The organism is Parviterribacter multiflagellatus (assembly GCF_056863265.1).
Genome location: NZ_JBXPIZ010000014.1, coordinates 1 through 23,324, shown reverse-complemented (window position 1 = coordinate 23,324; position 23,324 = coordinate 1). Strand labels below are relative to the sequence as shown.

Sequence of the window (23,324 nt, the reverse complement as noted above, 5' to 3'; positions counted from 1 at the left end):
CCATGTCGTTCGGCGCCCCGCTCTTCCTGCTCGCGCTGCTGGCCGTGCCGCCCGCGCTGTGGCTCTACGCGCGCCATCTGCGCGCGCGCCGCGGCCAGGCGGCCCGGTTCGCCAACCCCGCCCTGATGCCGGCCGTCGCGCCGGTGCGGCCGGGGTGGCGGGCGCACATGCCGATCGCGGTCTACGGGATCGCGCTCGTCGCGCTCCTCGTCGGCCTCGCGCGGCCGCAGACCACGGTCGCCGTGCCGGTGGAGCAGGCGACGATCATGCTCACCACCGACGTCTCGGGCTCGATGCTCGCCAAGGACGTCGACCCGGACCGCCTGACCGCGGCCCGCAACGCGGCGGCGGACATGGTGGAGCGGCTTCCGGAGGGCGTCCGCGCCGGGCTCGTGGCGTTCAACCACCAGGCGCGCGTCGTGCAGTCGCCGACCGCCGACCACGACCTCGTCAAGGAGCGGGTCATCCAGCTCCAGCCGTCCGGCGGCACCGCCACCGGCGACGCGATCACCGCCGCCATCAACGCGATCCGGGCCTCGACGCCGCCCGGCGGGAAGCAGCCGCCCTCGGCGATCCTGCTCCTGTCCGACGGCGAGTCGACGCGCGGCCGTGACGTGCTCGACGCGGCGCGCGAGGCGGCCCGGCTGAAGATCCCGGTCTACACCGTCGCGCTCGGCACCGACCAGGGCACGATCCAGGTCGAGCGGCCGGGCGGCAACAACGGCACGTACACGCAGGAGGTGCCGCCGGACCGGGAGGCGATGCAGCAGGTCGCCCAGATCACCAAGGGCAAGTACTTCTCGACGGCCGACGCGTCCGAGCTGGACGCCATCTACGAGCAGCTCGGCTCGCAGGTCTCGATGAAGGACGAGGAGCGCGAGGTCACCGCCGCGTTCGCCGGCGGGGCGTTGCTCCTCCTGGTGGTCGGCGGCGGGATGTCCCTGCGCTGGTTCGGGCGGCTGCCATGAGCTTCCAGAGCCCCATCTGGTTGGCCGCCCTGGTCGCGGTCCCGCTCCTGCTCGGCGCGGTCTGGGTCGCGGCGCGACGCCGGCGCCGGTACGCGGTGCGCTACACGGCCGTCGACACGCTCGCCGCCGTCGCCGCGACGCTGCCCCGGCGCTCGTCGGTCCTGCCGCTCGCGCTGACGTCGCTCGCGCTGGCCGCGCTCGCCATCGCGGTCGCCCGCCCGCAAGTGTCGGTCGCGGTGCCGGTCGAGCGCGCGTCGGTGATGCTCGTCGTCGACACGTCAGGCTCGATGAACGCCGAGGACGTCTCGCCGTCGCGGATGAAGGCGACCAAGAGCGCCGCCGAGAAGTTCGTGGACGAGGTGCCGGACGGCCAGCGCGTCGGCCTGGTGCAGTTCGCGTCGGGCGCGACGGTGCTGCAGGCCCCGACGTCCGACCACGACGCGGTGAAGGCGGCGATCGCCTCGCTGAGCGCCGAGGGCGCGACGGCGACGGGCGAGGGCCTGAAGTCCGCGCTCGACCAGCTGACGGAGGAGGACCGCGCGCAGCGGCCGCCGTCCGCGATCGTGATGCTGTCCGACGGCGCGCGCACCGCGGGCCGCGACCCGCTGCCGGTGGCACGCGAGGCGAAGGCCCAGGGCATCCCGGTCTACACGATCTCGCTCGGCACCGAGGAGGGCACGGTCACCGACCCCGACCGCCCGTTCCTCCCGCCGCAGCGCGTGGCGCCGGACCCGGAGACGATGCGCCAGATCGCGTCGGCCTCCGGCGGCCGCGCCTACACCGTCGCCGACGCCGACCGGCTCGACGACGTCTACGAGTCGCTCGGCTCCAAGCTCGGGACCGAGGAGGAGGAGCGCGAGATCACCGCCGCGTTCGGCGGCGGCGCCGTCGTGCTTCTGGGGGCGGCGCTCGCGCTCGGTCTCAGGCGCCGCGCGCGTCTGCCGTAGCGGCAGGCGCGCCGCGCGCCCGGCATCCCGCATCGGGTCCCGGCGCGCCCGACCGTGGAGGAGGCGGTCGACGACTCGGCGTGTCGACCGTGAGGCCCGCATCGTGGTCGTGGGCGCCGCGCGGTTTCGAAGCCGATCCTGGTTGGATCGGTGAGGAACCGCGAGGTGCTCCACGGCCACGAGGCGTCCCTCACGGGCGGCGCGACGCCCGTCGAGCGGCTCCTACACGGTCATCTCGCCGAGCCGCTCGCGTTCGAGCAGCTCGGAGATGGCGTCCGGGGCGACCGGGCGGGCGAAGTGGAAGCCCTGGGCGAGCGAGCAGCGCATGTCGCGCAGGAGGCTCGCCTGATCGCCGGACTCGACGCCCTCGGCGACGGTGTCGAGGCCGAGGGAGGCGGCGAGCTGGATGACCGCGTCGACGATCGCCTTGTCCTCGTGGTCGCCCAGCACGCCGTCGACGAACGAGCGGTCGATCTTGAGGACGTCCACCGGCGGCAGCGCCTTGAGCTGGGAGAGCGAGGCGTAGCCGACGCCGAAGTCGTCGAGCGCGAGCCGGACGCCGAGCGTCTTGAGCCGCTCGAGCGAGCGCGTGGCGGTCTCGAGGTCCGCGACGACGGCGCTCTCGGTGACCTCCAGGCACAGGCGGTGCGGGGCCAGGCCGGTCTGCTTGAGCGCGTGCGCGACCTCGTCGGCGAAGGCGGGCGAGGCGAGCTGGCGCGGTGAGACGTTGACGGCGACCTCGAGCTTCGCGCCCGCGCCGCCGGCGTCGGTCCAGTGCGCGGCCTGGTCGCAGGCCTGGCGCAGGACCCACGCGCCGATCGGGACGATCATCCCGCTCGCCTCGGCGATCGGGATGAAGCGCAGCGGCGCGATCGTGCCGAGCTCCGGGTGGTCCCACCGCAGGAGCGCCTCGACGCCGGTGATGCGGCTCGTGTTGAGGTCGATCAGCGGCTGGTAGTCGAGCCGCAGCTCGCCGCGCTCCTCGGCGCCGCGCAGCGCGTGCTCGAGCTCGAACCGCTCGACCACCTCCGCGCGGAGACGGTCGTCGAAGACGTCGGCGCGGGCCTTGCCGAGCTCCTTGGCGCGGTACATCGCGGCGTCGGCGTCGCGCATCACGCTGTACGCGTCGACGACCTCGCCGTCGCGCGCCGGCTCGGCGACGCAGATGCCGATGGAGGCGGTGACGAAGCGCTGGTCGCCCTCCAGGACGACGGGGGCGCGCATCGCGTCGGCGAGCCGGCCGGCGACGCGCTTGGCCTCGGTCGCGCCGCTGACGCCCTTGACGAGCACCGCGAACTCGTCGCCGCCGAAGCGCGCGATGAGGTCGTCGGGGCGCAGGACGCGGCGCATGCGCTGCGCGAGCGCGGTGAGGAGCCTGTCGCCGGCGTCATGGCCGAGCGAGTCGTTGACGAGCTTGAAGTTGTCGAGGTCGACGAACAGCACCGCGGTGCGGCGGCCGGCGTCGTAGTCGGTCGTCTCCAGCGCCTGGTCGAGCCGCTCGAGGAAGAGCTTGCGGTTGGGCAGGCCGGTGAGCGGGTCGTGGTGCGCCTGGTGGTCGAGCTGGCGCTCGGCCTGCTTGCGCTTGGAGATGTCGATGACGTGGGTGATGAACTCGCCCGCGCCGTCGCGCTCCGACAGCAGCGAGTGCTGCCACAGCGCCCACCCGGCGGTGCCGTCGCGGCGGACGTAGCGGCGCTCCTCGGCGCCGTCGGTGGAGGGGCGCGGCCAGACCGTCAGGCCCTCGCGCTCTTCGGGGGCGAGCAGGTCGGCGAGCTGCATGTCCTGCAGCTCGGCGGCGCTGAAGCCGGTGCGGAGCACGAGCTCCTCGTTGACGCGGCGGATCTGCCCGTCGGCGCCGACCATGGCCATGCCGATCGGGGCGTCGTCGAACGCGGAGCGGAAGCGCTCCTCGCTCGCCCGCATGCTGTCGCGGACGTCCTCGTTGAGGCGCCACGAGATGACGTTCGCCACCGCGAGCGCCGCGACGAAGCCGGCGTGGATGACGGCCCAGATGAGCGGCTGCTCGTGGCCCGCCGGATGGTCGAAGACCTGGCCCGCGTCGAGCAGGCCGGCGGCGCCGTGATGGATGACGACGAACGCGATCGCGAGCAGGTACGTCGACCACTCCTCGTACGCGGCGAGGATGGTGACGACGACGAAGAAGTGGAAGTGCGCCTCGATCTGCCCCTCCCACAGGTGGACGAGCATGGCGCTGGAGGTGAGCAGGCCGAGCGCGACGGCGGCCTCACGGGCGCGCGGGCCGAGCTGCGACGACGCGGCGATGATGCCGAAGCCGACGACGGGGACGATCTCGAGCAGCGAGTGCGGGACGCCGTAGCCGCGGGCGACGCCGAAGATCAGCAGGCCGACCGCGTGCAGCCAGACGAGGCGCACCAGGATGCGGTGTCGCGTGGCCCAGACGTCGGGCGGCAGGGTGCGCCCACGGGGGAGGCGCTCCAGGAACCCGGCTGCCATGACCCTGTGTGTCGGCAGCCGGGCGTCGAGGTTGAGCGAACGCGCCAACGCGCGTGCCGGCTACCCCCAGCGGAAGCCCACGTCGTGCGCCGCGGGGGCGAGCGGGCTGGTGGGGAGGCCGGGCTCGGGCTGGTCCGCGTGGAAGCCCGAAGGCGAGACGTCGTTGGGGCCGTCCGGGTGGTAGAGGCTCGCCAGGAGCTGGATCTGGCCGCGGCCCTGGCCGAGCTCGAACTGGCCGCCGCCGTACATCGCGATGCCGCGCTCCTCGCAGTACGCGTAGGTGGCGAACAGCTCCTCGAGGCTGCCGACGCGCGACGGCTTGACGTTCACCATCTTGGGCGGGAACGGGAGCGCCTCGATGTCGGCGATGCCGTGGATCGGCGCGTCCCAGGTGACGCGGTCGCGGTGGGGGACGAGCAGCTCCTGGATCGCGTCGTCGAGGTGCGGGTCCTCGATCCAGGCGTCGGGGAGCGCGCGGAGCACGCGGCCGTAGAGCACCGGGTCCGGCGGGTTGTCGACGACGGTGCCGGTGTACAGGCCCTTGAAGTCGACCGAGTCCACCGCGCCCGTCTGGGCGAGCGCGTCGACGATCTCGTCCGTCCACGTCGGCGTGGGGTCGAGCTTGAAGCGCAGGCCGGGGTAGCGCTCCAGGCGGCTGGTGACGGGCGCGAGGCTCGCGGGCTCCCCGAGGCGGAGGGAGACGACGTAGGTGAGCGGCCGGGGCTCCTTGCCGAGGAAGGCGTGGAGCGACGTGCCGGCCTGGCGGAGGGCGAGGTCGAGCGCCGCGGACTCGTACGCGTAGCGGCGGTACAGGCGGCTGACGTCGCGCACCGGCGGCTCAGGGAAGAGGTCCAGCTGCGCCACGCGCGCGCACCACTCGCCGAGCGTGGTCGTCCCGTCGGTCGTGAGCGGGAGCGTCGGCCCCGCCTGCTGCGCGACGTCGTGGTCCTCGGCGTCGTACGTGACGTCCTCGCCGAGGCCCTCCTCGCCCCCGCCGCGGAGGCGGATGATCGTCGTGACGCGCGTGAAGCCGCTCGACACGTCCTGCTCGAGCCGCTCGAGCTCGTAGCCGTCGATGGTCAGCGCGAGGCCGGCCAGCCGCTGGAAGTCACTCACCGTGCCAACGTACCTGTCACACCCGCGCGGACAGGATGCCGCGCGACGCCAGCTCCACCATGCGGTCGAGCTGATCCTCGTAGGCGTCGCGCAGCGGCGGCACGTCGCGGAGGCGGTAGAGGACCTGCGCGTTCGTCCACGCCGCGTCGCGGGCGCGCTCGACCGACCACATCGCGGCGACGTTGTCGACGTGGCCGAGGACCTTGTCGACGTCGCGCATCAACTTGTCCATGAAGCGGTCCTTGATCTGCTGCTCGACGCGGGCGAGGATCGCGTTGACGGCGAGGAAGTCGTGGTGCTGGGGCGTGTTGTCGTTGGGCTCCAGCCCGTGCTTGGTCATGACGGCCACGAGCGCGACCGGCAGGTCGTGGTTGATGTGCGCGTTCATCCCGGCGATCGCGAACTGCAGCGGCGCGACGCCCTTCGCGTGCCGGTGCTCGAACAGCGGCTGCCACGCGTTGGGGATCTTCGTGCCCTGCTCACTCGCGTCGACCGCGGCGAAGTAGAGCCCGGCGAACGTGACGTCGAGCTCGGCGAGGAACTCGGGGTCCTCGAAGTTCCCCGCGCCGGTGTCGGCGAGCACCGCCTGCGTGACCGCGAGGTACAGCTCGTTGAACCGCGCGACGCCGTCCGACGCCGGGAGCCCCGCGGCGATCTGCTCCATGCGCGCGATGACCTGCTTGATCGGCCCGACCGGTTCGCTCCCCATGTGCGGCACGCTACTGGCGCGGCGCCGGGAGGACCATGCCGGTGCAGTCGCCGAACTGCTGCGCGGTGAGCGTGACCGTGTCGCCGTCCTGGAGCCAGCCGTGGGGGCCACCGTCGAACCCGTGCTCGAGGAGGCAGCCGCGGGTGGCGGGGTCGGCGCCGGAGATCGTGCCGGTGCCGAAGAGGTCGCCGGCGGTGAGCTGCGCGCCGTTGACGGTGGCGTGCGCGAGCATCTGCGCGGGCGTCCAGTAGAGGCCGCGCGGGTTGCACGTCGCGCGCAGGTCGCCGTTGACGCGGACCTCGATGTCGACGTCGATCGCCGGTCCGCGCGCGTGCGGGTCGGCGCCGCCGAGGTAGTCCGCGGGCGGCGGGTCCTGGGCCGGAGGTGCCGCGCGGGGCAGGAGGTCGGGCGGGACGATCCACGGCGAGATCGTCGTCGCGAACGACTTGCCGTTCAGCGGCCCGAGTGGCTGCGTCTCGAAGCGCTGGACGTCCCGCGCGCTCCAGTCGCTGAGCAGGACGAACCCGAAGATGCGGTCGGCCGCGGCGGCGAGGGACAGGGGCTCGCCGAGGCGCGTGGAGGGGCCGGCGAAGAACCCGAGCTCGCACTCGAAGTCGAGCTGCGCCGTCGGCCGCAGCTCGCCGGCGGCGACCTGGCCGCGCGGGCGGACGATCGGGGTGCCGGACACCACGACGGTCGAGGCGCGGCCGTGGTAGCCGACGGGCAGGTGGAGCCAGTTGGTGGCGAGCGGCTCGCCGCCGGGGCGGAAGAGTCGGCCGACGGTCGTGGCGTGCTCGCGCGAGGCGTAGAAGTCGACGTAGTCGCGCGGGGCGACGGGGAGGGCCGGCTCGACCTCGCTCAGCGCGAGCATCGGGCCAGCCCTCTCCGCGGACGTCCGCATCTCCTCCCAGGAGCGCGGTCCTCGTTCGATCAGCTCCGTGAGCGAACCGAGCGAAGCATCGACAGAGCGTAGGAGCACGACCCCTCCGTCCACGCGGGCGGCGGGCTCAGGCGACCCACCGCCCACGCGGACGGTGCCCCAGGAGAAGCTCAGGCCGTCACCTCCGTGGGCGCGCCGGCGGGGCGCGCGTCCGACCAGGAGTAGGCGTAGGCGGGATCGTCCAGCTCGCGCGCAAGGGTCGTCAGGCGCAGCGGGCGGAAGGTGTCGCACATCACCGCGAGCTCGTTGGTCTCCTTCATCCCCAGCGCGGCCTCGACGGCGCCGGGCTGCGGCCCGTGCGGCAGGCCCGACGGGTGGAGCGTCAGGCACCCGATCTCCACGCCCTTGCGCGCGGCGTAGTCGCCGTCGGCGTAGAACATGACCTCCTCGGACTGGAGGTTCGAGTGGTGGTACGGGAGCGGCACCGCGAGCGGGTCCCAGTCGAGCATCCGCGGGCAGAACGAGCAGATCACGAAGTTCGGCCCCTGGAACGTCTGGTGCGCGGGCGGCGGCTGGTGCAGCCGCCCAGCCTTGGGCTCGAAGTCGTGGATGTTGAACGTGTAGGGGTAGACGTAGCCGTCCCATCCGACCACGTCGAGCGGGTGGTAATCCAGGACGTAGCGCTGCATCCCGCCCCGGACGCGCACGACGACCTCGAACTCCCCGCGCTCGTCGTGCGTCTCCAGCACCTCGGGCGGGTGGAAGTCGCGCTGCGAGAACGGCGCGTGCTCGAGCAGCTGCCCGTACCGGTTGCGGTACCGGTTCGGCGTCTCGATCTCGCCCGGCGTCGTGAACGTCAGCCAGGTCTGCGGCCCGCCATCGGTGACGACGCGGTAGGTCGTCCCGCGCGGGATCACGATGTAGTCGTGGCGCCGGTAGGGGAGCGTGCCGAACGTCGTCTCGAGGACGCCCGACCCCTCCTGCACGAACAGCACCTCGTCGCCCTCGCCGTTGCGGTAGAAGCCCTCCTGCGCCACCGCCGGCTTGCAGACCGCGATCTCGACGTCCGCGTTGTACATCAGCACCTTGCGGCCGCTGACGGGGTCGCCCTCGGGGCGCACCGGGTTCGTGTTCGTCAGCCGGTGCACGTGCGTGGGCGGCAACCACTCGTCCACGTGCAGCGGCGTGAACTCCTCGACGCGCTCCAGGCGGCACGGCGACTCGAGGTGCAGCAGGATCGACTCGTTGCCGCTGAACCCCTCGTAGCCCATCACCTCCTCCACGAGCAGCCGCCCGTCCGCGCCGCGCACCTGCGTGTGGCGCTTCGGCGGGACCTCGCCCATCGACACGTACCGCATGGCTACAAGTTCCCCCTCCGCTCCTGCTCGCGCTCGATCGCCTCGAACAGGGCCTTGAAGTTGCCCTCCCCGAACCCGCGCGCGCCGTGGCGCTCGATGATCTCGAAGAAGATCGTCGGCCGGTCGCCGAGCGGCTTGGTGAAGATCTGCAGCAGGTAGCCCTCGTCGTCGCGGTCGACGAGGATGCCCAGCCGGCGCAGGTCCTCCAGGTCCTCGTCGATCTCGCCCACGCGCGTGGGCACCTCGTCGTAGTAGCTCTCCGGCGTGCGCAGGAACTCGACGCCGCGCGCGCTCAGCTCCGCGACCGTCCCCACGATGTCGCGCGTCGCGAGCGCCAGGTGCTGCGCGCCGGCGCCCTCGTAGAACTCGAGGTACTCGTCGATCTGCGACTTGCGCTTGCCCTCGGCCGGCTCGTTGATCGGGAACTTCACGCGCCCGTTGCCGTCGGTGACGACCTTCGACATCAGCGCGCTGTACTCGGTCGAGATCGCCTCGTCGGAGAAGTGGATCATCTCCGTCATCCCGAAGACGTCCTCGTAGTACTTGACCCAGCGGTTCATCGCGCCGAGCTCCACGTTGCCGACGATGTGGTCGAGCGCGACGAGCATCCCGCCCTCGGCGGGATCGCCGGCGTGCTCCACCGGCTCGTAGCCGGGCAGGAACGCGTCGCGCGCGTACCGCGAGCGGTCGACGAACCGGTGGATCGTCTCCCCGTACGTCGCGACGTCCGCCGTGACGATCGTCCCGTGCGCGTCCTCCTCGACCGTCGGCGGGCGCAGCCCCCGTGCGCCCGCCCCGGTCGCGTGCGCGTACGCGTGCTCGACGTCCGGCACGCTGATCGCGATCACCTTCACGCCGTCACCGTGCTTGTGGTGGTGCGCGGCGATCGCCGTCTCGGAGCCCAGGGTCCCCGTCAGCACGAGCCGCACGCGGCCCTGGACCAGGACGTGCGACACGCGGTCGCGCCGCCCGGTCTCCAGCCCCGCGTACGCGACCTCGGTGAACCCGTAGGCCCGCGTGAAGAAGTACGCCGCCTGCTTCGCGTTGCCCACGTACAGCTCGACGTGGTCGATGCCGTGCAGCGGCATCGGGTCGTCGTGCATCGCCGGGGTGGTGGTGGGCTGCGGATCAGGCGAGAACGTGCTCACGGCGCATCTCCTCGATGGACTCGTCGGTGCAGGTGGACAGGAACCCGCCGACCACCTCGCGCACCTCGTCGAGCGACTCGGCGCGGTAGAGGACGGGCTGGTAGTGCGTGATGTCGTAGGTCGCGGTGCCCATCTCCGCGAGGTTCAGCGGGCGCAGCTCCATGTGGCGGAACTCGTCGATCTCGCCGTAGGAGCTGAGGATCCCCGCCCCGTAGGCCCGCAGCTCGCCGCCCTCCATGACCACGCCGAACTCGACGGTGAACCAGAAGACGCGCGAGAGGAACTTGAGGTTCTCCTCGTCGCGCAGCCGGTGCGTGGCCTCGCCGGTGAGCTGGTGCAGGCGGCTGAACGTCGGCGTGGCCAGCAGGTGCCCGTGGCCGATGACCTCGTGGACGATGTCCGGCTCGGGCGTGTACAGCGGCTGCGCGGGATGGCGGACGTACTGCGTCGAGTGGAAGCGGCGGTCGCGCAGATCGCCGTAGAACTCACGCAGCGGCACCAGGCCGGGCGCCGGGACGTAGCGGAAGCCGGTGATCGGCTCCACCCGCTCGGACACCTCGTCGAGGTTGGGCACGTGGTCGGTCGGCAGCCCGACCGCGTCGAGCGCCTCGACGTACTCGTCGATCGCCAGCGCCTCGTGCTTGGGCCGCAGCTCGCGGCAGACGGTGCGCCAGACGGCATGCTCCTCCTCGCTGTAGCCGACGTCGGGCGTCGGCTCGCCCTCGCGCCACGCGAGCGCGTGCGCGGCGATCTCGTTGCGCCGCGCGCGGTAGGCCTCGTCGGCGAAGCCGGGGTGGTCGCTGCTCAGGTGGACGGTGACCTGACCGTCGTCGCCCTGCGTGACCGGTGAGTAGAGCTGTCCCTCTTCGAACACGGTTCTCCTCCGTCCAGGGGGCGAGAACATCACTCGGAACGCCTACTGGCAAGTCTGACCAGCCCAGATGCGCAGAATTGGCACTAAGGCTGCGCAGTTCTGTCACAGTGCTGTGCAGAATGACCACACATCGGGTCGACGAGCTGGACGCGCGCCTCATCGCCGAGCTGCGCGCGAACCCCCGCGTCGGGCTGCTCGAGATCTCCCGCCGCCTCGGCGTCGCCCGCGGCACCGTGCAGGCGCGGCTGTCGAAGCTCGAGGCGCGCGGCGTCATCACCGGCTACGGCCCCGAGATCGACCCCGCGGCGATGGGCTACGGCATCACCGCGTTCGTGCTGCTCGAGCTCGCGCAGGGGCGCCTGCGCGAGGCGACCGACGCGCTCGCGGCGCTCCCCGAGGTGCTGGAGGCCGACGCGATCAGCGGCCAGCACGACCTCATCTGCCGCGTCGCCGCGCGCGACACCGAGCACCTGCAGGAGATCTTCAACACCCTCCACGCGAGCGGCGCGATCCGCCGCTCGACGTCGTCGGTCGTGCTGTCGCAGGTCGTGCGGCCGCGCAGCCAGCCGCTGGTGGACGCCGCGGGGCAGGCGGACGCGCCCGGCTAGGACTCCAGCCGCGCGACGAGCTCGTCGAGGCGCAGCTCCTCGAGGCCCTTGCCGACCGCGTCGAGCTCGCCGGCGCAGAACTCGACGAGCGACTTGCCCTCGGTGACGAGGTCGAGGGTCTCGCGCAGGCCCGCCTCGCCGGAGTCGAGGCGGCGGATGATCTCCTCGAGGCGGGCGGTGGCGGACTCGTAAGTCGGGGTGGAGGCGGCTTCCATCAGGGCTCCTCGGTGAGGTCGAACATGCCCGGCTGCGGCGGCGCCGCGGGCGGGGAAGGGGTGGCCGGCCGCGTGGCGGCGTCGCGCACGTCGGCGGTCGCCTCGCCGTCGGCGAACCGCAAGGTCACCGCGCCGGCCTCGCGGGCGGCGGAGGCGGACGTGACCGGGGTGCCGGCGGCGTCGGTGGCGAGCGTGTAGCCGCGCTCCAGCGTGCGCTGGGGGTCGTGCGCGGCGAGCAGCGCGGAGAGCGCGTCGAGGCGGCGGGCGCGCGCGTCCGTGCTCGTGCGCGCGAGCACGGCGGCGCGACGCTGCAGCGACGCGGTGGCGGCCAGGCGGGCGGGCCCGGAGGCCTCGGACTTGCGCGCGAGGACGAGCGCGTGGCGGCTCGTGCGCAGGCGCGCCTGGCTCACCCCGCGCGCGGACGCCGCGCGGATCTCGCGCAGCTTCTGGTGGAGCCGCTCGCGCTCGCGCACGACGTAGCGCGCGGGCGCGCGCGACAGCGCGGCCAACGTGCGGGCGCGCGTGAGGATCGCGTGGTGCGCGTGGCGGTCGAGCCGGCGCGCGGCCTGCAGGAGCCCCGCGCGGGCGGCGACGAGATCCCACCCGACCGCGGTCTCGGCGGCGTGCGTCGGCGTCGAGCAGCTCACCGCCGCCACGTCGTCGAGCAGCGTCCGGTCGGTGTGGTGGCCGACCGACGCGATGACCGGCACGGGCAGCAGCGCGACCGTCCGGCACAGCGTCTCGTCGCAGAAGCAGAACAGGTCGGCGAGCGAGCCGCCGCCGCGCGCGACGATGATCACGTCGACCTCGCCGGTCGCGGCGAGGTCCTGCAGGACGCGCGTCACGGCGCCGGACGCGTGGCGGTCCTGCACGGGAGCGAACGCCCACACGAGCCGCCCGGCCCAGCCGCGGCGCCGCAGCCCCGCGAGCACGTCGTCGCGGGCCTTGCCGCCCTCGGCGGTGACGACGCCGATCGTCCGCGGCAGCGGCGGGCGAACCAGCGCCTTCTGCGGCGCGAACAGGCCCTCGCCCGCGAGCAGCTTGCGCAGGCGGTCGAGCTGGGCGAGCAGGTCGCCCTCCCCGGCCACGCGCAGCGCGCTGACCGTGAACGAGAACGACGGCGACGCCGTGCGCGAGCCGGGGTAGTAGTCCGGCCCGCCGGCGACGACGACCTGCGAGCCGTCGGCCAGCGCGCCCGGCGCGAGGCCGAGCGCGTCGAAGTCGTCGCGCCACATCGAGCACGGGAGCGCGCCCGTGGCGTCGCGCAGCTCGAACCACACCCGCGCGCGGCCCGGCTTGAGGTTCCACACCTCGCCGAAGAGCTGGAGCCGCGCGCGCTTGCGCAGCTCGTCACGCAGCTTCGCCGCGTACGCGCCCACCGGGAACGGCCCGAGCAGGGACGAGCCCGGGATGCCGTCGGGCGCGAGCGTGGGGTCAGCCGCCATGAACCGTCAAGTACGCCAGAGGCGGCGGACGGAGCGGCGTCGCGTCGCTACTGGTGCGCGGCCTGCTCGGCGGCCGGGCGGGCCGCCGTGGCGTCGGCGCCGAGCGAGGGCAGCGGGCCGATGCCGTCCTCGTGCGGCGTGCCGCGGACCTCGCCGCTGAAGCCCAGGGCCGTCAGCCGCGCGATCTCCTCCTCGCCCTCGACGCGGGCCGGGTGGCCCTCGGGGAGCTCGCGGATGAGCTTCGCGATGCGGTTGCGCACCTGCAGCGCGAAGTGCGGGGTGGCCGCGCCCTTGAGCTGGCGGACGTCGTCGACGGTGACCTCGCGGGTCCTGCGGATGGGGTGCTCGGCTTCGCTCACGACGACGGTGCGCTCTCGCTCTCTTGGTCTTCTGACGTCTGGATCCGGGTGATCTCGAGGAGCGCGTCGATGCGGGCCTGGCCCTTGACGCTCAGGGCGCTCTCGTCACCGATCACCCAGCCGTGATTGTAGACGCCGCGTACCGGGTCCTGGCGGTAGCCGGGCTGGATGTCGAGCAGGTAGCTCTCGAGCGCCTTCGGGAGCGTGTCGCCGCCGGTGTGCAGGAGGATCGGCCCGTACGTGCCGCTGGCCGACAGCGGCGCGGCGGCCACCGCGTCCATCGGGCGCGAGGCGTTGACGAAGACGAGGCCGTGGCCGGGGTCCACGACGCCCCAGCCGAAGCCGCCGTCGCTGAACCGGGAGAACGCGACGGCGGAGGCGATCGGGTCGGCGCCGCCCTCGATGCGCTCGACGGTGCCGAGCTCGTCCAGCTCCCGCTCGACCTTCGCGGAGACGATCGTCGCGTCGCCCAGCACGTAGATGCGCGGCTTCCCGTGGCGCTTGATCGCCGCGCGCGTCTCGGCGGGCAGCGCGTCGCGCTCGGTGTAGAGGATCGGGTCGCCGGACTTGGCGGCCCAGCCGGCGGCGGGCGCGGCGATCGCAGGCCGCGTGGCGCCGGTGACGATCACCTGCCCGCTCGCCTTGCCCTGCGCCGCGGTGACGAGCGCGTCGATCCGCGCCGCGATGTCGGCGGGCGTCGTGCCGGCGATGTCGGTGGAGCGCCTGCCCTCGATCTCGGGGACGTCGCCGATGCGGATCACCTGCGCGTTGCCCGCCTCCTCGGAGCCGGTCGGGTCGAGCGCGTCGATCGCGTCCTTCGTCGCGGCGGGCAGCTCCTCGCCGTCGGCCAGCAGCACCGGGGCGCCGATCGGGTCGGCGATCAGCGCCGCCGCGGCGACGCCCGCCTGCCAATGGTCCTTGTCGACGAGCGCGACGGCGTTGGGGCGGCGCGCAGGGTCCGGATGGACGGCGCGCGCCACGCCGGCGGCGTCCGCGACCGGGTCGCCGCCGCCCACGCGGGTCGTGTTCTTGGTGGCGAACGTCGGGAAGCCCAGGTCGTCCGCGGCGTCCTCCTGCTCCCCCTTGACGCCCACCTCGGGCGCGTCGCCGGGGTCGGAGCCCGGGTCGTTGTCGCCGCTGCCGCAGGCGGCCACGAGGAGCGCCAGCGCCGCGAGCAGGGCAGCCAGGAGAGGACGGCGGAGGAGCATGGCGGGCAAGGTACCGGTCCACGTGCGGCAGAACGCCACCGTCCTGTGACGCTGTTGACCGTGCTCGCGTGCGCGCCCGCGGCGCGTGCGCAGGACGACCTCGCGCTGCTCCGCCAGCACGCCCCGCGCCTGCACTACGACGCGCGCGAGCGCGACCGGGCGACGGCGGTCGAGGCGCTGGTCGCAGGCCCGGTGCGCGGCGACGCGGTGGCGCTGCGGCCGCGCGTGACGCCGCTCCCCGACGCCGTCTACGGGCGGGTGGTGCGCGAGCGGGGCGAGGGCACGTTCCAGCAGTACTGGCTGCTGTACGCGGACAACCCGCAGGACCGCGGCATCCTGCGGACGGGCCGGCACGAGGGTGACTGGGAGCTCGTGCAGGTGCGGCTCGGGGCGGACGGGGAGCCCGCGACGGCGACCTACGCGCAGCACGGATGGGCGGCGCGCTGCGGGTGGAGCGGGGACGTGTTCGTCGCCAACGGCTCCCACGCCTCGTACCCGGCGGCGGGCGAGCACGGGCGGCCGTGGCCCGATCCCGACGACGAGGCGCGCGGCGACGGGCGCGCGGTCACGCCCGAGGTGCGGCCGTTCGGCACGTGGGTGCGGTGGCCGGGGCGCTGGGGGAGGACCGAGACCGGCCTGGTCCCGGTGCCCGGTGAGAGCCCGTCGCCGCCCGGGCCCGCGTTCCAGGAGACCGACGCGTGGCGCGATCCGGCGGCCTACGAGCGCGGCGCGCGCGGCTGCGCGGACGGCGCGCCCCCGCATCCCTGGCCGGTCTACGCGGTGTCGTCGGCGCTGCTCGCGCTCCTCCTGCTGGGCTTCCGAACGTGGCGCGCAGAAGCCCGGAGCTTGCGGGATCGAGGTTCAAGTCGACGGATGTTGGGCCGACTACGACGCATGATCCATTGCAGGTTGGGTATTGTGCCCGGCCGATGCCGAATCCCTAGCCGACAGGCCAGGGATCGGGGGACCCATGTTGTTGGGGTGAACCGCCTGCTTCTGCGGGCGGAGCGCCGGCTCTTTCCGCGCTAACCCGTCAGCTAACCCCGTAGGCCGACGAAAGAGGTAAGTGCCGTGCGGGGACTCCCCGTTGTCATCACGAGCGTGCTCGCGGTGGGCCTGGTCATGGCCCCCAACGCTGCTGCCCAGTCCACGGGTGGGGCCGGCTTCGCGAGCGCAGCTGCCAAGAAGACGGTCAAGAAGAAGACCGTCAAGGCCAAGGAGGCCGGCGCCGGCAACGGCGGCACGGCCGCCGTCGAGGTCCAGTCCGCGCCCGTCCCGGGCGAGCCCGCCATCATCGGCGAGGACGGCCTGGCCTACGCGCCGCTCTCGGCGCCCGCCGAGGTCCACGCCGCGATCGCCGCGGCCAACAAGATCGTCGGCAAGCCGTACAAGTACGGCGGCGGTCACGCCAAGGTCGAGGACACGGGCTACGACTGCTCGGGGACCATCTCCTACGCCCTCCTCGCCGCGGGCCTCCTCGAGGACCCGCTCGACTCCTCGAGCTTCATGCGGTGGGGCAAGTCCGGCCCCGGCCAGTGGTTCACCGTCTACACGAACCCCGGCCACGCGTTCATCGTCATCGCCGGCCTGCGGCTCGACACGAGCGCGGCGGGCGACCCCAGCGGCCTCAAGGGCCCGCGCTGGCGCCCCAACCTGCGCTCCACGCGCGGGTTCAAGGTCCGCCACTTCGAAGGCTTCTAAGACCCCCCGGTGAGGGAGCGGGCGCCGAAGACGCGCCCGCTCTCTCGCTGATCCTCAGCGGGCGGGCGTGCCCTCCCGCTCCTCCGCGGCGCGCGCCTCCACGATCTGCTCGCGCTCGGCCAGCCGGTTGGCCCGGCGCAGCTGCGCCTCGCGCTCGCGGCGGTGCTCCTCGGGCGTCTCGCAGATCAGCGGCGGGACCTTCGCGGGGTGGCCGTCCTCGTCGAGCGCGACCATCGTGAGGTAGGCCGTCGTCGTGTGGCGGACCTCGCCGGTGCGCGGGTTCTCGGCCTCGACGCGGACGCCGACCTCCAGCGAGGTGTTCCACGCCGCGTTGATGGTCGCCTTGAACGAGACGAGCTCGCCGACGTTCACCGGCTGGAGGAACGTCATGCGGTCGAGGCCCGCCGTCACGACCCGGTTGCGGGAGTGGCGGACGCCCGTGACGCCCGCCGCCTCGTCGCAGTAGCGCATGATCGTCCCGCCGTGCACGAACCCGGCGCTGTTCGCGTCGGTCGGGCCCATCCAGCGGACGAGGGTCGAGCGCGATTCTGCGGGGGTCCTAGGGTCCATCCAGTCGATGGTACGGTGCCTCCATGCCCGGACTCGGTGGCAGGTTCAGCACGGTCGTCAAGGCCAAGATCTCCAAGATGCTCGACAAGGCCGAGGACCCGTCCGAGGTCCTCGACTACTCGTACGAGCAGCAGCTGCAGCTCCTGCAGAACGTCAAGAAGGGCATCGCCGACGTCGTCACGGCGAAGAAGCGCCTTCAGCTGCAGTCGAGCAAGCTCGAGCAGCAGGTCGTCAAGCTCGACACGCAGGCGCGTCAGGCGCTCGCGGCGGGCAAGGAGGACCTCGCCCGCGTCGCGCTGGAGCGCAAGCAGCTCGCCCAGACCGAGCTGCAGTCGCTCGACTCGCAGGTCGCGGAGCTCGAAGCGCAGCAGCAGCGCCTCACCGACAACGAGGCGAAGCTGCGGGCGAAGATCGAGGCGTTCCGGACCAAGAAGGAGGTCATCAAGGCGCAGTACTCCGCCGCCGAGGCCCAGGTCCAGATCTCCGAGGCCGCCACGGGCGTGGGCGAGCAGATGGCCGACGTCGGCCTCGCGATGCAGCGCGCGATGGACAAGACCGAGCAGATGAAGGCGCGCGCCGACGCGGTCGAGGAGCTGGAGGCCGCCGGCACGTTCGACGACCTCACGCAGCTCGGCTCGGGCGAGGACGACATCGACAAGCAGCTGCGCGAGCTGACCACCGCGTCGCAGGTCGACGACGAGCTCGCCAAAATGCGCGCCGAGCTGGGCTCCGGCGACGCGGGCTCCAAGCCCGCCGGTGAGCTCGGAGAGGGGAAGGGCGCGTGATCGTCCGCATCGCGACCGAGGACCAGTACGAGATCCCGGGCGACCACTACAAGGAGATCGACGACCTCGACAACGCCGTCGTGGAGGCGGTCGAGGCCGGCGACGAGGCGCTCTACCAGGAGCGCTTCGCCGCCCTCATCGCGTGGATCCGCGAGCACGGCAAGCCGGTCGGCGCGGACGAGCTGCGCGAGTCGGACGTGATCGTGCCGCCGGCGGACACGACGTTCGCCGAGGCCGCGGTCGAGTTCACGGGCGAGGGGCTCATCCCCGACTCGCTCGCCGGCTCGGCCTAGGCTCCTTCGACCAGCCCGGCCCGTCGCAGCCCTCGGAGCTCCCACTCCGAGGGCTCGAACGCCTTCCCCGGCACGGCGCCGATCGCGAGGATCACCGTGCCGGGCTCGGTCGCGTGCGCGACCCGGTGCGACGGCGGCGTGACCGCCAGCAGCGTGCCCTGCGGCGCCTCGATCGTCTCGCCGTCGACCACGAACCGCGCCGCGCCGTTGACGACGCAGTACAGCTCCTCCGGCTCGTCCTCCTCGTGGGGCTCGATGATGAGGTCGCCGGGGTTCTCGCCGACCCACGCGTTGGCGCCGAAGGCCCGGATCCCGAGGTGCTCGCGGACCGAGCGCCACTGCAGGCCCTCCTCCGGATCCGTGGGGACGAGCGGCGTGTCGTCGGTGATGTGGGCGACGCGGACGCTCACCGGGCGTGCCCCCATCGGCGCGGCATCCGCACGTGGCGGCGGGTCGGGGCGGTGGGGTGCGTGGCGCGGTAGCGCGGGGCGTCGTCCGTGGCGATCGTTTCCACGATCGACCAGGCGGAAGGGGGAAGCATGTCGTGGGCTCCTTCGCTGTGTGCTCGGCGTTGTCTCGTAACTCCCTAAATCGTATAGCCGGTTGCGTAACCGGTCAAACGGTTTTGGTAGTCTGGGTGACATGAGCCAGGTGGCGCCGGGACGGCTGGAGGTCGTCCGGGAGTTCGTGAACTCGATCGACCTCGAGAGCGGGGCCGATCAGCTCGAGTCGCCCGCGGTGCTCGCGGAGTGGCTGGCGGAGCGCGGCCTGCTCGGCAACGCCGGTGAGCCGCCTGGCGTCGCGGACCTGCGGCGCGCGATCGAGCTGCGCGAGGCGCTGCGGGAGCTGCTGCTCGCCCACCATCCGGAGGCGGAGTCGCCGCCGGCGGCGGTCGTGGCGACGGTGGAGGCGGCGGCGCGCCGGGCGCGCCTGGAGCTGCGGTTCACCGCGCCGGACGGCGCCGCGCGGGTGGAGCCGGGGCGCGGCGGGGTCGACGGGGCGCTGGGCGCGCTGCTGGCGATCGTCGCGGGCGCGCAGGCCGACGGCACGTGGGAGCGGCTGAAGGCGTGCCCGTGGGACACGTGCAAGTGGGCGTTCTACGACCACTCGCGCAACCGCTCCGGCGTGTGGTGCTCGATGAAGGTGTGCGGCAACCGCGCGAAGGCGGCGTCGTTCCGGCAACGACGCCGCCAGGATGCGCACGGCTCAGACGTTCACGGCAGCGTGAACGTGAAGAACCCCCAGGCCGAGCCCGGGTCGTAGCCGTTGAGCTCCTCCGCCGCGCCCTCGGCGACGACCGCCGGGACGTTGCGGTAGGTCCGCGAGCCGTCCGGGTTGAGCTGCGGGAGGGTGCCGCTCAGCTGGAGGTCGAGCACGTGCGTGCGCGTGAACGGCGTCGGCGGCTGGCCGATCGCGTCGCGGTCGCTGAACTGGCCGTCGGCGATGACCTTGCCGGTGGCGCCGAGCGACGGGATCTCGAACGTGAGGTTCTGGATCGACGCGTCGATGGAGTGGGCCGGCACCCGGTAGGAGAGGCGGCCGGCGTGGGTGAGCGTCGTCGTGGGGCCGCTGCGCGCCACGGTCGCCCCGGGCAGCGTGTAGTCGTACTTGTTGCCGGCGAGCAGCACCTTCGCGCCCTCGCTGGGGGTGACCGAGCCGGTGATCCAGGCCGCGTTCGTGACGTAGTTGATCCAGCTCTTGTGGTTGCTCGAGCCGGTGAGCGTCGAGGAGATCCACGTCGTCGTCGACACGACCGGGCCCGTGTAGGGTGGCTCCTCGGTCGGGGTCGGCGCCGGGCTCGGGCTGCGGGTCGCCGGCGGGGGCGTGGTGGCGGCGGGTGCCGGCGCGGGCGCCGGTGCGGGCTGCCGCTGGGTGGAGTCGGCGGAGGTCGACGTGCCGGTGTCGGTCGTGATGCCCGCGGCGCCGAACGCGCTCCTGGGCAGCCTGCGGACCGCGAGCTTCGCGCGGATGTGCCGAGCCGCGGCGGCGGTCAGCTGGAGCTTGCCCTTCGTCGTGGCGAGGAGCGTCAGCTGCCGCGCGCCGGCCTGCACGGTGACCTTCGGCTGGGCGCCGAGCGTCGCGCGGAACGTCGTGAACGTGATCGACCGCCGCCCCTTCGCCAGGCGCAGCCCGCCGCGGTGGACGACGACGCTCGTGTTCCCGCGCAGGACGTGGCTCACCGGCAGCGTCAGCCGGTCGGACCGCAGGGTCGCGGGCTTCACGGCGCGGGCGGTGATCCCGGCCCGCTGCAGCTCCTTCCCGCCCAGCGCGATGGTCGAGGTCGCGGCGTCGGCAGGGGCAGCCGCGAACGTCAAGGCCAGCATCAGCCCACCGCACGCCTGCCACGCGCGGCGGTTCCAGGTTCCCATTAGGTGAACCTAACGCACGCGCGCGCGTGCGCGCGCCGGTTGCGCGCGCCGGACAGCTCGTGCGGGGTGGCGAGGAGCGCGGGGTGGCGGTAGGGTCGCGGCGCGATGGAGACGGAGGGGCGCGGGGGAGCGCCGGACCTGGATCTGCTGTCCGCGGCGGAGGTCGTGGAGGCCGTCATCGACGGGCACGCGTCGGTGTTCGCGGCCGTCCAGGTGGCGGCGCCCGCGATCGCGCGGCTGGCGAACGTCGCGGCGGACGTGCTCGCGCACGGTGGGCGCGTGATCTACGCGGGCGCGGGGAGCGCGGGGCGGATCGCCGCGCTGGACGCATCCGAGTGGGGGCCGACGTACTCGACGCCGGACGGGACGGTCGTCGCGCTGGTGGCCGGCGACGAGCACCCGGCCGGCAGCCCGGAGGAGGCGGCCGCGGAGGACGACGCCGAGGGCGCGGCCGCGGCGGTCGCCGAGATCGGCGTGGGGGAGGGCGACCTCGTCGTCGCCGTCACCGCGAGCGGGACGACGCCGTGGGCGCTGGGCGCGCTGGCCGCGGCACGCGAGGCCGGGGCGCGCACCGCCGCGGTCGTCTGCCGCCACGGCTCCCCGGCCGCCGAGCTCGCTGATGTCGTCATCGAGACGCCGGTCGGCCCCGAGGTCGTCTGCGGCTCCACCCGCCTGAAGGCCGGCAGCGCGCAGAAGCTCGTGCTCAACGCGTTCTCCACCGCCACGATGGTCTGCCGTGGCCGCACGTACGGCGACCTGATGGCCGGCATGCGGGTCGCGAACGACAAGCTCCGCGGCCGGGCGGTGCGGGTGCTCTGCGACGCGACCGGCCTGGGCGAGGACGAGGCGGCGGCCGCGATGGCCGCGGCCGGGGAGCGCTTGGACGTCGCGGTCGTGATGGTGCACGCGAACGTGGGCCGGCAGGCCGCGGAGGCTGCGCTGAAGGCGAGTGGTGGCGCCATCCGCGCCGCTGCAGAAGCGGCGACGACCGAAGTGGTTCGAAAGTGGTCTTGACCACTTCTTGACCACCATGTACGGTTCGCGCCGTGCTGACGAACGGCCGCAACCGCCCCGCGTCCAAGCAGGCGCTCGTACGCGACGAGCTCACCGCGCTGCTGGACCAGCTCAGCGTGGGCGACGCCATCCCCTCCGAGCGCCGGCTCGTCGAGGACCTCGGCGTCTCGCGGCCCACGCTCCGCGCCGTCGTCGACGAGCTCGTCCGCGAGGGCATCCTCGAGCGCCGCCACGGCTCCGGCACCTACGTCGCCGAGCCGAAGATCGCGCTCCCGCTCACGATGACCTCGTTCTCCGAGGACATGCGCCGCCGCGGGATGCGCCCCGGCTCCCACGTCGTGTCGTTCGAGACGGTCAGCGCCGGGGCCAAGCTCGGCCAGCGGCTCCGGCTCAGCCCGGTCGACAACGTCTTCGCCATCCGCCGCCTCCGCCTCGCGGACGACGAGACGATGGCCATCGAGTTCCTCCACGTCCCGCAGCGCGTCTTCCCCGACCTGCGCCAGGACGACCTCGAGGAGCACTCGTTCTACGACCTTCTGCGCGAGCGCCACGGCATCGTCGTCGCCTCGGGAACGCAGACCATCGAACCCACCGTGACCACCGAGGAGGAGGCGGAGCTGCTGGGCGTGCCCCTGCACGCCCCGGCCTTCCTCTTCGAGCGGGTCACCGAGTCGGAGAGGGGGGAGGTTGTGGAGTACGTGCGATCGGTCTACCGGGGGGATCGGTACCGGTTCGTCACGGAGCTCAAGCCGGCTGTGGGAGGCCGCTAGAGCGCACCGGCCGCCCGAGCGGGCGGCCGGAGAGGTGCAGTGAAACACCAATCGCGTCGCCGGTGCAGGGCGACGTCTTGAGAGTACCCGTCCGCACCACGCGGCGGGAGAGGAGGAGCAGTGAGAGCGAAGTTCATGGCTGCGAGCGCCGCGCTCGCGGCGTGCGTCGCCCTGGCCGCGTGCGGCGGCGACGACAACGACTCGGCTGACAGCGCCGCGTCGGCCGACAAGCCGGCCGAGCAGGCCAAGCTCAGCGGCAGCGCGTCGGTCTGGATCATGGATCCCGGCTCGCCGGCCCTGCAGAAGGTCTTCAAGGAGTACGCGACCAAGTTCGAGGCCGCCAATCCTGGGACGAGCGTCGAAATCGAGTTCGTGCCGTGGGCCCAGGCCCACGACAAGTTCACCACCGCGATCGCCGGCGGCAAGGTGCCGGACGTCGCCGAGATGGGCACGACGTGGACGCCCGAGTTCGCCGAGCAGGGCGCGTTCGCCGAGATGCCGGACATCGGCGAGGGGAAGTACGTCTCCTCGCTCGTCGATGCCGCGACCTACGACGGCAAGGTGTGGGGCAAGCCCTGGTACGCGGGCGCGCGTGGTCTGATCTACCGCAAGGACGTCCTCGAGAAGGCCGGCGTCGAGCCGCCCAAGACCTGGGACGACGTGAAGGCCGCCGCGAAGGCGATCAAGGAGAAGGGCGGCGGCATCTACCCGATCGCCTACAACGGCCTGACCGAGCACATGTACCTGCCGACGATCTGGCAGGCCGGCGGCGAGATCGCCACGCAGGACGGCGACACGTGGAAGTCCGCGCTGAACTCGCCGCAGGCGGTCGAGGCGATCACGTACTACACCGACCTCTACAAGGAGGGCTACGTCCCGAAGGCCGCCATCGGCTGGGAGGAGCCTGACGCCCAGGAGGCGTTCATCAACGGCGACATCGCGATGCTGGTCGCCGGCGGCTGGGGCTACGAGTCGATCGTCGACACGAAGAAGTCGCTGAAGGACAAGATCGGCACGGCGCTGGAGCCGGCCGGGCCGAGCGGCGAGCCGACCGCGTTCGCCGGCGGCAGCCACCTCGTCGTGTTCGAGGAGTCCGACAACAAGGACCTCGCGAACGCGTTCGTCGACTTCATGCTGGAGCCGGCGAACCTGAACGAGTTCACGAGCCAGATCGGCTTCCTGCCCGGCACGGTCGAGGGCATCCAGTCCTCCGGCTACCTGGAGGACCCGGTGAAGAAGCCGTTCGCCGAGCAGCTGCTCGACCACTCGAAGGTGTACCCGCCGTCGCCGCGCTGGGGCGCGCTGGAGGGCGCGAACATCTTCGACAGCGAGATCCAGAAGGTCATGAAGGGCGACCAGACGCCTGAGGAGGCGGCCAAGTCGCTCGCGGCCAAGATGGACGAGGAGTTCGCGGGGTGACATCCGGCACCCCCACCGCCGTGGCCGTGGGGGGGGGGTGGTGCGACCCCCAGTCGGGGGGGGTGTAGGGGGGGCGGGGGGAGGGTGAGTGGG

Annotated in this window: 24 protein-coding genes and 1 riboswitch; of the genes, 10 read left to right on the top strand and 14 right to left on the bottom strand. The window is 73.0% G+C overall.

The features are described from left to right. Positions 1-2: 2 nt before the first annotated feature. Together AC1UE5_RS26300 and AC1UE5_RS26295 are read left to right on the top strand one after the other, a co-directional pair. Positions 3-968: a VWA domain-containing protein gene (locus tag AC1UE5_RS26300; protein WP_482928911.1), complete on the top strand. Its 966-nt coding sequence runs from the start codon at positions 3-5 to the stop codon at positions 966-968. Then, positions 965-1,915 (top strand): VWA domain-containing protein, encoded by a 951-nt coding sequence (locus AC1UE5_RS26295; RefSeq protein ID WP_482928910.1) that lies wholly within the window; start codon positions 965-967, stop codon positions 1,913-1,915. The genes AC1UE5_RS26300 and AC1UE5_RS26295 overlap by 4 nt, the downstream gene beginning before the upstream one ends. Before the next feature lie 222 nt (positions 1,916-2,137). Here the strand turns inward: AC1UE5_RS26295 and AC1UE5_RS26290 are convergent, their stop codons facing one another. The 7 genes from AC1UE5_RS26290 to AC1UE5_RS26260 form a co-directional block, all read right to left on the bottom strand. Then, on the bottom strand, positions 2,138-4,390 hold the full coding sequence (locus AC1UE5_RS26290; RefSeq protein WP_482928909.1) for a putative bifunctional diguanylate cyclase/phosphodiesterase: 2,253 nt from the start codon (positions 4,388-4,390) through the stop codon (positions 2,138-2,140). A 60-nt stretch (positions 4,391-4,450) separates the two neighbouring features. After that, positions 4,451-5,506 (bottom strand): enolase-like domain-containing protein, encoded by a 1,056-nt coding sequence (locus AC1UE5_RS26285; RefSeq protein WP_482928908.1) that lies wholly within the window; start codon positions 5,504-5,506, stop codon positions 4,451-4,453. A gap of 16 nt (positions 5,507-5,522) precedes the next feature. Beyond that, on the bottom strand, positions 5,523-6,215 hold the full coding sequence (locus AC1UE5_RS26280; RefSeq protein ID WP_482928907.1) for a DUF5995 family protein: 693 nt from the start codon (positions 6,213-6,215) through the stop codon (positions 5,523-5,525). Positions 6,216-6,225: 10 nt separating this feature from the next. Then, complete coding sequence (locus AC1UE5_RS26275; RefSeq protein ID WP_482928906.1) at positions 6,226-7,086, bottom strand: fumarylacetoacetate hydrolase family protein; 861 nt, start codon at positions 7,084-7,086, stop codon at positions 6,226-6,228. A gap of 179 nt (positions 7,087-7,265) precedes the next feature. Next, positions 7,266-8,453, bottom strand: a complete 1,188-nt coding sequence (locus tag AC1UE5_RS26270; protein WP_482928905.1) for a homogentisate 1,2-dioxygenase — start codon at positions 8,451-8,453, stop codon at positions 7,266-7,268. A 2-nt stretch (positions 8,454-8,455) separates the two neighbouring features. Next, on the bottom strand, positions 8,456-9,556 hold the full coding sequence (gene hppD / locus AC1UE5_RS26265) for a 4-hydroxyphenylpyruvate dioxygenase (RefSeq protein WP_482929070.1): 1,101 nt from the start codon (positions 9,554-9,556) through the stop codon (positions 8,456-8,458). A 25-nt stretch (positions 9,557-9,581) separates the two neighbouring features. Continuing rightward, positions 9,582-10,475 carry a phenylalanine 4-monooxygenase gene (locus tag AC1UE5_RS26260; RefSeq protein ID WP_482928904.1) on the bottom strand — a complete coding sequence of 298 codons (894 nt, stop codon included), beginning with the start codon at positions 10,473-10,475 and terminating at the stop codon, positions 9,582-9,584. Positions 10,476-10,594: 119 nt separating this feature from the next. On the opposite strand from AC1UE5_RS26260, the gene AC1UE5_RS26255 reads away from it, so the two are divergent. Further along, positions 10,595-11,083: an Lrp/AsnC family transcriptional regulator gene (locus tag AC1UE5_RS26255; RefSeq protein ID WP_482928903.1), complete on the top strand. Its 489-nt coding sequence runs from the start codon at positions 10,595-10,597 to the stop codon at positions 11,081-11,083. On the opposite strand, the gene xseB is transcribed toward AC1UE5_RS26255, so the two are convergent. Genes xseB through AC1UE5_RS26235 form a run of 4 tightly spaced genes read right to left on the bottom strand, consistent with a single transcriptional unit; the run spans position 11,080 to position 14,310 of the window. After that, positions 11,080-11,298, bottom strand: a complete 219-nt coding sequence (gene xseB, locus AC1UE5_RS26250; RefSeq protein WP_482928902.1) for an exodeoxyribonuclease VII small subunit — start codon at positions 11,296-11,298, stop codon at positions 11,080-11,082. The two genes, AC1UE5_RS26255 and xseB, sit on opposite strands and share 4 nt — an antisense overlap. Beyond that, complete coding sequence (gene xseA, locus AC1UE5_RS26245; RefSeq protein WP_482928901.1) at positions 11,298-12,743, bottom strand: exodeoxyribonuclease VII large subunit; 1,446 nt, start codon at positions 12,741-12,743, stop codon at positions 11,298-11,300. The genes xseB and xseA overlap by 1 nt, the downstream gene beginning before the upstream one ends. A gap of 47 nt (positions 12,744-12,790) precedes the next feature. Next, positions 12,791-13,102, bottom strand: a complete 312-nt coding sequence (locus AC1UE5_RS26240) for a hypothetical protein (protein ID WP_482928900.1) — start codon at positions 13,100-13,102, stop codon at positions 12,791-12,793. Further along, positions 13,099-14,310 (bottom strand): cell wall-binding repeat-containing protein, encoded by a 1,212-nt coding sequence (locus AC1UE5_RS26235; protein WP_482928899.1) that lies wholly within the window; start codon positions 14,308-14,310, stop codon positions 13,099-13,101. The genes AC1UE5_RS26240 and AC1UE5_RS26235 overlap by 4 nt, the downstream gene beginning before the upstream one ends. Positions 14,311-15,230: 920 nt before the next feature. Then, a riboswitch (cyclic di-AMP (ydaO/yuaA leader) is annotated at positions 15,231-15,377 on the top strand. Between the two features lie 4 nt (positions 15,378-15,381). Between AC1UE5_RS26235 and AC1UE5_RS26230 the strand changes: the two genes are divergently transcribed. Next, the gene (locus AC1UE5_RS26230; RefSeq protein WP_482928898.1) at positions 15,382-16,011 is read left to right on the top strand and encodes a C40 family peptidase; all 630 of its coding nucleotides are present in this window, start codon (positions 15,382-15,384) and stop codon (positions 16,009-16,011) included. 54 nt (positions 16,012-16,065) lie between these two features. On the opposite strand, the gene AC1UE5_RS26225 is transcribed toward AC1UE5_RS26230, so the two are convergent. Beyond that, a complete protein-coding gene (locus tag AC1UE5_RS26225; RefSeq protein WP_482928897.1) occupies positions 16,066-16,581 on the bottom strand; it encodes an acyl-CoA thioesterase in 516 nt (171 codons plus the stop codon). Positions 16,582-16,604: 23 nt separating this feature from the next. Between AC1UE5_RS26225 and AC1UE5_RS26220 the strand changes: the two genes are divergently transcribed. Together AC1UE5_RS26220 and pspAA are read left to right on the top strand one after the other, a co-directional pair. Further along, positions 16,605-17,366: a PspA/IM30 family protein gene (locus tag AC1UE5_RS26220; protein ID WP_482928896.1), complete on the top strand. Its 762-nt coding sequence runs from the start codon at positions 16,605-16,607 to the stop codon at positions 17,364-17,366. Then, positions 17,363-17,659, top strand: a complete 297-nt coding sequence (gene pspAA, locus AC1UE5_RS26215; RefSeq protein WP_482928895.1) for a PspA-associated protein PspAA — start codon at positions 17,363-17,365, stop codon at positions 17,657-17,659. Before AC1UE5_RS26220 ends, pspAA begins: the two co-directional genes overlap by 4 nt. Here the strand turns inward: pspAA and AC1UE5_RS26210 are convergent. Beyond that, the gene (locus AC1UE5_RS26210; RefSeq protein WP_482928894.1) at positions 17,656-18,084 is read right to left on the bottom strand and encodes a hypothetical protein; all 429 of its coding nucleotides are present in this window, start codon (positions 18,082-18,084) and stop codon (positions 17,656-17,658) included. The genes pspAA and AC1UE5_RS26210 overlap by 4 nt on opposite strands. 217 nt (positions 18,085-18,301) lie before the next feature. Here AC1UE5_RS26210 and AC1UE5_RS26205 point away from each other — a divergent pair, with 217 nt between their 5' ends. After that, complete coding sequence (locus AC1UE5_RS26205) at positions 18,302-18,922, top strand: CGNR zinc finger domain-containing protein (RefSeq protein WP_482928893.1); 621 nt, start codon at positions 18,302-18,304, stop codon at positions 18,920-18,922. On the opposite strand, the gene AC1UE5_RS26200 is transcribed toward AC1UE5_RS26205, so the two are convergent. Further along, positions 18,874-20,028, bottom strand: a complete 1,155-nt coding sequence (locus tag AC1UE5_RS26200) for a hypothetical protein (protein WP_482928892.1) — start codon at positions 20,026-20,028, stop codon at positions 18,874-18,876. The genes AC1UE5_RS26205 and AC1UE5_RS26200 overlap by 49 nt on opposite strands. A gap of 105 nt (positions 20,029-20,133) precedes the next feature. Here AC1UE5_RS26200 and AC1UE5_RS26195 point away from each other — a divergent pair, with 105 nt between their 5' ends. The 3 genes from AC1UE5_RS26195 to AC1UE5_RS26185 all read left to right on the top strand — a co-directional run bounded on the left by AC1UE5_RS26195 (position 20,134) and on the right by AC1UE5_RS26185 (position 23,231). Further along, positions 20,134-21,042, top strand: a complete 909-nt coding sequence (locus AC1UE5_RS26195) for an N-acetylmuramic acid 6-phosphate etherase (RefSeq protein WP_482928891.1) — start codon at positions 20,134-20,136, stop codon at positions 21,040-21,042. 32 nt (positions 21,043-21,074) lie between these two features. Further along, a complete protein-coding gene (locus AC1UE5_RS26190; protein ID WP_482928890.1) occupies positions 21,075-21,812 on the top strand; it encodes a GntR family transcriptional regulator in 738 nt (245 codons plus the stop codon). Between the two features lie 120 nt (positions 21,813-21,932). Next, positions 21,933-23,231, top strand: coding sequence for a sugar ABC transporter substrate-binding protein (locus AC1UE5_RS26185; protein WP_482928889.1), 1,299 nt, complete (start codon positions 21,933-21,935; stop codon positions 23,229-23,231). Positions 23,232-23,324 lie beyond the last annotated feature (93 nt).